Below are 7,702 nucleotides of genomic sequence, written 5' to 3' on the forward strand. Positions count from 1 at the left end.
TTCCTTATATGCTTATTTGTACTTTGAACCTTTCGATTCTGAAAAATTGCGCACGATACGTCTCAATTGTACACATTCAGTTCGCGATAGCACCAACAACCTGCAATACTTCGTTTCGCGCCTGGTCAGGCTTTTCACTGTCAAGCCAGTGTACTCCTTCCCAACCACGCAACCAGGTTACCTGACGCTTCGCCAACTGCCTCGTGGCGCAAACACCTCTATAAACCATTTCATCATATGAAATTTCGCCTTCAATGTATGACCACATCTGGCGGTATCCCACACAACGAATGGAAGGCAAGTCCGTATGCAAATCTCCACGGGCAAAAAGCGCCCGAACTTCTGCTTCAAAACCTGAAGCCAACATCTGATGAAAACGCTGCTCAATTCGCTGATGGAGCAGTTCACGGCTCGCCGGGGCGATGGCGAACTGATGCACCTGATACGGTAGAGCGTCTCCTGACGTTTGCGTCAGTTCCGTTAAAGTTTTACCCGAAATGAAAAAAACTTCCAGTGCCCGGGAAAGTCTTTGCGGATCATTTGGATGAATCCGTGCGGCAGCGACCGGATCAATATCCTGAAGCTGTCGGTGCAACGCATCCCATCCCTGCTCTGCCGCCTGTTGCTCAATTCGGGCTCTGATCTCGGGTTCCGCCGACGGTAAGGGCGAAAGTCCTTCCAGCAACGCCTTGAAATACAACATGGTGCCGCCCACTAACAGCGGAATACGCCCCGCCGCAGTAATCTCCGCCATCTCCGCTAACGCATCGCGGCGAAAATCCGCTGCTGAGTACGCTTGCGCTGGATCGAGAATATCCAGCAATCGGTGCGGAGCGGCCTTTAACTCTGAAGCTGTCGGCTTCGCCGTACCGATGTCCATCCCCCGATAAATAAGGGCGGAATCAACGCTTATCAACTCTACTGGCAAAACTTTACGCAATTCAATTGCTAACGCTGTCTTACCGGAGGCCGTCGGCCCCATCAAAAAAATCGCCTTTGGCAGGCTCGCCTTACTTACATCACTCATGTTTCAGGGCGTTCATCACCGAATGTAAATCAACAGGTTGTAACAGACCACCCGGCGGCGCCTTCACGAGTTGCGGACATAGCCGCTCTACATCAGCCAACAGCGTAATGGCCTGCGCCATCGTCCACTGTGGATGTTCACTCATCAAATTCCGCGCAATCCACTGTGCAATATTGCCCGCGTCAAACGCTGACTGCTGCGCGAGGTAGCCTATCAGTTCAGGAATCAAGATTTGTAAATTTTGTTGGCGTAAGGGTAAAGGCACTGCACGAATGGTCACATGCTGCGCATCTGACTGGAATTCAATCCCCAGATCCGTCAGTGGTGTTTGCGCTTTTTCCAGCGCGGATTTCTCCTCCGCCGACACTTTTAAGCGCAGCGGAATCAACAACGGCTGGGCGCAGACCGGCGTCTGCCCCGGCGTCAGTTGGGCCTGACGCAGCCAGCGTTCCGCCACGGGCAACGCCAGCAGGTGAATATTGCCGTCACGCTCAAGCAATGCGCAATCCGCGCCGACAATGGTCAGCACGCGACCGAAACTCTGGCTATGCCCTGCCAGTGACGGCGCTGCCGTTTCTGCTTCCGGTGCAAGCGCCGGTTGTCGCGGAGCGGGCGTCTGTAACAGCTGGCGGTACACTTCGCCCTGCTGTTTCTGGTAGCCCGGCTGGGCATGCGGCCAACTGGCAGCAGGCTGACGTTCGCCGGTTGCCCCTGACGACGTGGAATAGCGCGGCGCGGCGGGTTCCCGCGCAGAGGCCGGTTCAGCGAAATGATTACGCCCGGCCGCCACGCGGTTTTCCGGGATATGACGCGGCGCAGGCGCTTCTTCCGCCAGCGGCAGTGGCGCATCAAGCTGCTGCTGTAGCACGCTCAATACGCCCTGATAGATGAAATCATGCACCAGCCGCGACTGGTGGAAACGCACCTCATGTTTCGCCGGATGCACGTTCACATCCACCTGATGCGGGTCAATCTCCAGATACAGCACAAATGCCGGTTGCCGATCGCCGCCCAGTTTGTCTTCACAGGCCTGACGAATCGCATGATTGATTAACCGGTCGCGCATCATGCGGCCGTTCACGTAGCAGTACTGGATTTCCGCCAGCGCCGCCGTGGTATGGTGGGGGTCGGCCACCCAGCCGCGCAGCGTCAGATCGCCGTGCTGCCATTCAATCGCCAGCGCCTGTTCCAGAAACGGTGCGCCGCAAATCGCGCCTAATCGACGTTCCTTCTGCCCGTCCTGCGCAACCGCACGGTACTGGCGCACCATTTTACCGTTGTGCGACAAATTAAGGGTGACGTCGAAGCGCGCCAGCGCAATGCGGCGGATAATTTCGTCAATGTGGTTGAACTCGGTTTTCTCGGTGCGCATAAACTTGCGCCGTGCCGGCGTGTTGTAGAACAAGTCCAGCACCTCCAGCGTGGTGCCGACCGGATGCGCCGCCGGTTTTACCGTCACGTCCATATCACGCCCTTCGGCATAGGCCTGCCAGGCTTCCGCCTGTTCCGCGGTACGTGACGTGAGGGTTAAACGCGAAACCGAGCTGATACTTGCCAGCGCTTCGCCACGAAATCCGAGGCTGATAATCGCTTCGAGATCGTCAAGCGAGGCGATTTTACTGGTGGCATGGCGAGCCAGCGCCAGCGCCAGCTCGTCTTTTTTAATTCCGCAGCCATTATCGCGAATACGAATAAGCTTTGCGCCGCCGCGTTCGATATCAATATCGATCCGCGTCGCCCCTGCATCAAGGCTGTTTTCCACCAGCTCTTTCACAACCGACGCAGGTCGCTCTACCACCTCACCTGCGGCAATTTGGTTCGCCAGTTGCGGCGGTAGAACCTGAATCGGCATGTAAAATCCTTAGTTAATCAACGACTCGCCCGGCGACACCGCGCTGGCCGTTTGCGCCGGAGCGTTCTGCGGCCCGGATTGCACCGGATGCGCCTGGAAGTAGTTACGCAACCCTTGGTAAATTGCCTCTGCCAGCTGCTGCTGATAAGCATCGCTTGCCAGTAAACGCTCTTCGCCGCTGTTGCTGATAAAGCCCGTTTCAACCAGCACCGAGGGGATATCCGGGGAACGCAACACGCCGAGGCTGGCGTGTTCAGGGCGACGCTTATGCAGCGAACCAATGCGCTGCAACTGACCTAACATGTTTGTCGCCACATCATACCCTACGCGCTGGGAATGACCGAATTGCAAATCCAGCACCGCCTGGCTTAAGTAGGGGTCAGCCTGACTGTTCGCCAGCACATCGCCCGCGCCGCCCAGCAGCTCAGACTGCTTCTCATGTTCTTCCAGCCAGTTCGCCATTTCGCTGTTGGCGCGACGGTTTGACAGCACCCATACCGAGGCGCCCGTCGCGTTACGGTTTGGCGCGGCATCCGCATGAATGGAGACGAGGAAATTGGCGTTCTGCTTACGCGCCACGTCGGAGCGACCCATCACGGAGATGAAATAATCCCCGTCGCGGGTCAATACGCCTTTGAACATCGGATCGTTATTCAACAGCGTACGCAGCTTACGGGCGATAGCAATCGTCACGTTTTTCTCCCGCGTCCCGCCGGGGCCAATAGCGCCGGGGTCTTGCCCGCCGTGACCGGCATCAATGGCAATCACCACTTTGTCGCCGTTACTGGATGTCGCCCGCGCTGCCGGGCGCGTTACCGTATTGCTGCTGGTGACAGCGGTAGCGCGATCCTGGTTTGTTTTAAACGGATTTCGCGCAGGTTCAGTCGGACGCGGAGCGACCACCGGCGTCTCAACGCGTTTTGCGACGACAAGCGGTGGAGGTGGCGGCGGAGGCGTATCGGCGTTGATGGTAAAGACCACGGTATAGTTACCGCCGTTCTGTCGTTTCACGGCCTCGGTTTTACCGTTCTCCGTCAGATCGACAACCAACCGCAGCGACTGCGCGTCTTTCGCCGTACCGGAGCGAATCGCTTTTACCAGGTTGTTGCCGCTAAACTGCAACGGCAGTCCCTGAATCACGCCGGTCTGTTTGATATCCAGCGCGACGGTACGTTTACCTTCTTGCGAAAACGCGTAATCAGGATCGCCGATAAAACTGAACGTAATCCGCGCCTGCCGATCGCCGTTAGATACCTGAATATCGGAGAGGCTGGCGGCCCCCGCCTGCGCGCACAGCAGGACCAGCGTTGCCACCACCCAATTTCTGATGCGATAAATCATCCCGCCACCCTTAAGGTTAACCGGCCAAACGCGCCAGCAACAAATCACCTGATGAGGAGACAGCACTAATGCGCGCCTCACGACCTTGCGCCTGGTAATCTATGTGTATTTCGACATCCGGGTCAGGCAGTACACCTTTACCTTGTTGCGGCCATTCCACCAGGCAAATGGCATCGTTGGCAAAATAATCACGGATCCCCATAAATTCCAGCTCCTCAGGGTCCGCAAGTCGGTATAAATCGAAGTGATACACCATTAAGTTATCGAGCGTATAGGGCTCAACCAGCGTGTAGGTCGGGCTTTTCACATTGCCTTTGTGGCCCAACGCCTGTAGAAATCCCCGGCTGAAGGTGGTTTTTCCCGCCCCCAGGTCGCCGTACAAATAGATGACGGTCGCACCGTCACAGGCTTTCGCTACGCGTAGTCCCAGGTCTAAAGTCGCCTGCTCGTCAGGTAGCGGAATTACTCGATTCATCATGGTTTACGTCAATCACATCAGGGTTAACAATACGCTGTAGCGTAGAAAAGAGATCGGTTGCCAGCATGCCGCGGGTGCCATAACGCGCCGCTAAAACATCCGCCGCCGCACCGTGGGCAACACATCCCGCACACGCTGCATCATACGGGGAAAACTTCTGTCCAAGCAATGCGCCAATAATGCCGGAAAGCACATCGCCCATTCCACCGCTGGCCATCCCGGCGTTACCGGCATCAATAATGCCCAACGCATGCGATTGGGCGGCGACGACCGTTCCCGCACCTTTCAGCACCGCCACGCCGCCATACCGTTTTACCAGACGACGTGCTGAAAGTAAGCGATCACTTTCAATTTCTGCGACAGAACAACCCAGTAGCCGCGCGGCTTCCCCCGGATGCGGCGTGATCACGCGATTGTGACGTTTATCGGGATTGATTGCCAGCAGGTTCAGCGCATCCGCATCCCAGAGCATCGGTTTGCGAAAATTCTCAGCTTTCTGTAGCGCTTTTTTACCCCATTCCTGCTGTCCGAGCCCAGGGCCTATCACCACCACGTCCGCCCATTGCAGACTGTCATCAAGAGATTGAGGCGTCAGTTCATGCACCATCAGTTCGGGACGGGCGGTCAGCAACGGCGCGATATTTTCGCTACGCGTCAGCACCCGCACTAATCCTGCTCCGGCACGCAGCGCCGCTTCGCCGGTCATACGTATCGCTCCCGCCGTCCCGTGGTCGCCGCCAATAATGACCAGCCGACCATGATCGCCTTTATGCGACGTCGGACGGCGTGGTGTCAGCCAGTGGGAAAGTTGCGAAGCCGCAAAGCGCTGGATACGTACCTCTTGTCCTGCCAGCCAGCTTTCCAGACCCAGCGCGTCAAAGTGCAGCGCTCCCACGACATCCCGCGCCTTGCCCGTCAGCAAACCGGGTTTCAGCGCAACGAAGGTAACGGTATGCGCGGCATTCATCACCGCACCAGGCGTGGCGCCCGTTTGCGCCAGCAAACCGGAGGGGATATCAATAGCCACCACCGGCGCTGGATGGCTGTTCGCTCGTTCAATAAGCGTAGAGAGGGAGGTGCGCGGAGCCTGCGTCAGGCCGGTCCCCAGCAGGGCGTCAATAATCACATCAATATGATCCGGCCAGATGATATCCGACGCATGAATGACGCCCCCGGCATTGAGCCACGCCTCGCGCGCCTGCGCCGCCTCTTCAGGAAGCGGCTTATCGCTCTCCTGCGCCAGTAGCGTCACCTCAATACCTGCGGCTTTCGCCAGCCTCGCCACCACGTAGCCGTCGCCGCCATTATTACCGTGACCGCAAAGCACCAGCCAGCGCCGTGAATCGGGGTACGCGTCGCGTGCAACCTGAAATGCGGCTTCCCCCGCCCGCAGCATCAGCTCATACAGCGTCAGCCCTAAGCTGTCCGCCGCCTCGCGTTCCGCCCGTTTGATCTCATCGGCGGGCCAGATGGAGTGTGGTATACTTGCGGGGTTTTTCTTCATTGTATGGTCCGTCATGTCAGAGCCCCTCGATCTCAATCAGTTAGCGCAAAATATTAAACAGTGGGGGCTGGAACTGGGCTTTCAGCAGGTCGGTATTACCGATACCGATCTCAGCGCCAGCGAACCCAAATTACAGGCATGGCTGGATAAACAATACCACGGCGAAATGGACTGGATGGCTCGCCACGGAATGATGCGCGCCCGCCCTCACGAATTATTGCCCGGCACGCTGCGCGTCATCAGTGTGCGCATGAATTATCTGCCTGCCAATGCCGCTTTCGCCAGTACCCTAAAAAATCCCTCTCTGGGCTACGTCAGCCGTTATGCGCTGGGCCGTGACTACCATAAGCTGTTACGTAACCGTCTCAAAAAACTCGGCGAGAGGATTCAGCAGCACTGCGTTTCGCTGAATTTTAGACCGTTTGTCGATTCTGCGCCCATTCTGGAACGTCCTCTGGCTGAAAAAGCCGGGCTTGGCTGGACAGGTAAGCACTCACTAATCCTTAACCGCGAAGCCGGTTCGTTCTTTTTCCTGGGGGAGTTGTTAATTGATTTGCCTCTCCCCATTGATGCGCCAGTTGAAGAAGGCTGCGGGAAATGCGTTGCCTGTCTGACCATCTGCCCGACCGGCGCAATCGTCGAGCCCTACACGGTGGATGCGCGCCGCTGCATCTCCTATCTCACGATTGAGCTGGAGGGGGCGATACCAGAAGCGCTTCGGCCATTAATGGGCAACCGGATTTACGGCTGCGACGATTGTCAGCTTATCTGCCCGTGGAACCGCTACTCGCAACTGACCGATGAAGAAGATTTCAGTCCCCGCAAGCATCTTCACGCGCCAGAGCTGATTGAACTGTTTGGCTGGAGCGAAGCCTGGTTTTTAAAAGTTACGGAAGGATCGGCGATTCGCCGCATTGGTCACTTACGCTGGCTGCGAAATATTGCCGTCGCGTTAGGCAATGCGCCCTGGGATAACGCCGTGATTACCGCCCTGGAAAGTCGCCGGGGTGAGCACCCACTTCTCGATGAACACATAGAGTGGGCGATTGCGCAGCAAATTGAGAAGCGAAATGCCTGCGTGGTGGAGGTGCAATTACCGAAGAAACAACGCCTGGTCAGGGTCATTGAAAAGGGACTGCCGCGCGACGCCTGAGTCATCCACAGCTTGTGTATAAAAATAAAAAGACATTGCGATTCAAGAGGGAAAAAATCGTCAAGTGATCGCATTAACATTTCGAAATGATAATTAACCCATCAATTTCAATAAGTTACAAAGTTACTATTCACCATGCGAAGTTTTTTGTATTCCAGGAATAATGCCTGGACCTGTGGATAAGTCTGTTTACAAGAGTGTTTCAGAGGCAAAATAAAAGGTCCCCAACGTGAAAATACGCTGTGGATAATTTTATGGAGATGAGAATTTGGAGCGGGAAACGAGACTCGAACTCGCGACCCCGACCTTGGCAAGGTCGTGCTCTACCAACTGAGCTATTCCCGCTT

General features: G+C 56.3%; 6 protein-coding genes and 1 tRNA gene. 1 reads left to right on the forward strand and 6 read right to left on the reverse strand.

Annotated elements, in window-relative coordinates; genetic code table 11:
* Nucleotides 1–76: 76 nt before the first annotated feature.
* Genes miaA through nnr form a run of 5 tightly spaced genes read right to left on the reverse strand, consistent with a single transcriptional unit; the run spans nt 77 to nt 6,217 of the window.
* Nucleotides 77–1,027 carry a tRNA (adenosine(37)-N6)-dimethylallyltransferase MiaA gene (miaA, locus tag OGY62_RS20035; RefSeq protein ID WP_130028947.1) on the reverse strand — a complete coding sequence of 317 codons (951 nt, stop codon included), beginning with the start codon at nt 1,025–1,027 and terminating at the stop codon, nt 77–79.
* A complete protein-coding gene (mutL, locus tag OGY62_RS20040) occupies nt 1,020–2,879 on the reverse strand; it encodes a DNA mismatch repair endonuclease MutL (protein WP_049009162.1) in 1,860 nt (619 codons plus the stop codon). The genes miaA and mutL overlap by 8 nt, the downstream gene beginning before the upstream one ends.
* A 9-nt stretch (nt 2,880–2,888) precedes the next feature.
* Nucleotides 2,889–4,220: an N-acetylmuramoyl-L-alanine amidase AmiB gene (amiB, locus tag OGY62_RS20045; RefSeq protein WP_200054028.1), complete on the reverse strand. Its 1,332-nt coding sequence runs from the start codon at nt 4,218–4,220 to the stop codon at nt 2,889–2,891.
* A 16-nt stretch (nt 4,221–4,236) separates the two neighbouring features.
* The gene (tsaE, locus tag OGY62_RS20050) at nt 4,237–4,698 is read right to left on the reverse strand and encodes a tRNA (adenosine(37)-N6)-threonylcarbamoyltransferase complex ATPase subunit type 1 TsaE (RefSeq protein ID WP_012134443.1); all 462 of its coding nucleotides are present in this window, start codon (nt 4,696–4,698) and stop codon (nt 4,237–4,239) included.
* Nucleotides 4,670–6,217 carry a bifunctional ADP-dependent NAD(P)H-hydrate dehydratase/NAD(P)H-hydrate epimerase gene (gene nnr, locus OGY62_RS20055; protein WP_012134444.1) on the reverse strand — a complete coding sequence of 516 codons (1,548 nt, stop codon included), beginning with the start codon at nt 6,215–6,217 and terminating at the stop codon, nt 4,670–4,672. The genes tsaE and nnr overlap by 29 nt, the downstream gene beginning before the upstream one ends.
* Here nnr and queG point away from each other — a divergent pair.
* The gene (gene queG / locus OGY62_RS20060) at nt 6,216–7,355 is read left to right on the forward strand and encodes a tRNA epoxyqueuosine(34) reductase QueG (RefSeq protein WP_012134445.1); all 1,140 of its coding nucleotides are present in this window, start codon (nt 6,216–6,218) and stop codon (nt 7,353–7,355) included. The two genes, nnr and queG, sit on opposite strands and share 2 nt — an antisense overlap.
* A gap of 269 nt (nt 7,356–7,624) precedes the next feature.
* On the opposite strand, the gene OGY62_RS20065 is transcribed toward queG, so the two are convergent.
* A tRNA-Gly gene (locus OGY62_RS20065) sits at nt 7,625–7,700 on the reverse strand.
* Nucleotides 7,701–7,702 lie beyond the last annotated feature (2 nt).

Source organism: Citrobacter sp. CK198 (genome assembly GCF_030333295.1).
In the GTDB taxonomy this organism is placed as follows: domain Bacteria; phylum Pseudomonadota; class Gammaproteobacteria; order Enterobacterales; family Enterobacteriaceae; genus Citrobacter_B; species Citrobacter_B koseri.

Bases quoted from the DNA above. Each gene is read 5' to 3' on its own strand.
- tsaE (WP_012134443.1), bottom strand. From the start codon at position 4,698: ATGATGAATCGAGTAATTCCGCTACCTGACGAGCAGGCGACTTTAGAC.
- queG (WP_012134445.1), top strand. From the start codon at position 6,216: ATGTCAGAGCCCCTCGATCTCAATCAGTTAGCGCAAAATATTAAACAG.
- miaA (WP_130028947.1), bottom strand. From the start codon at position 1,027: ATGAGTGATGTAAGTAAGGCGAGCCTGCCAAAGGCGATTTTTTTGATG.
- amiB (WP_200054028.1), bottom strand. From the start codon at position 4,220: ATGATTTATCGCATCAGAAATTGGGTGGTGGCAACGCTGGTCCTGCTG.
- mutL (WP_049009162.1), bottom strand. From the start codon at position 2,879: ATGCCGATTCAGGTTCTACCGCCGCAACTGGCGAACCAAATTGCCGCA.
- nnr (WP_012134444.1), bottom strand. From the start codon at position 6,217: ATGACGGACCATACAATGAAGAAAAACCCCGCAAGTATACCACACTCC.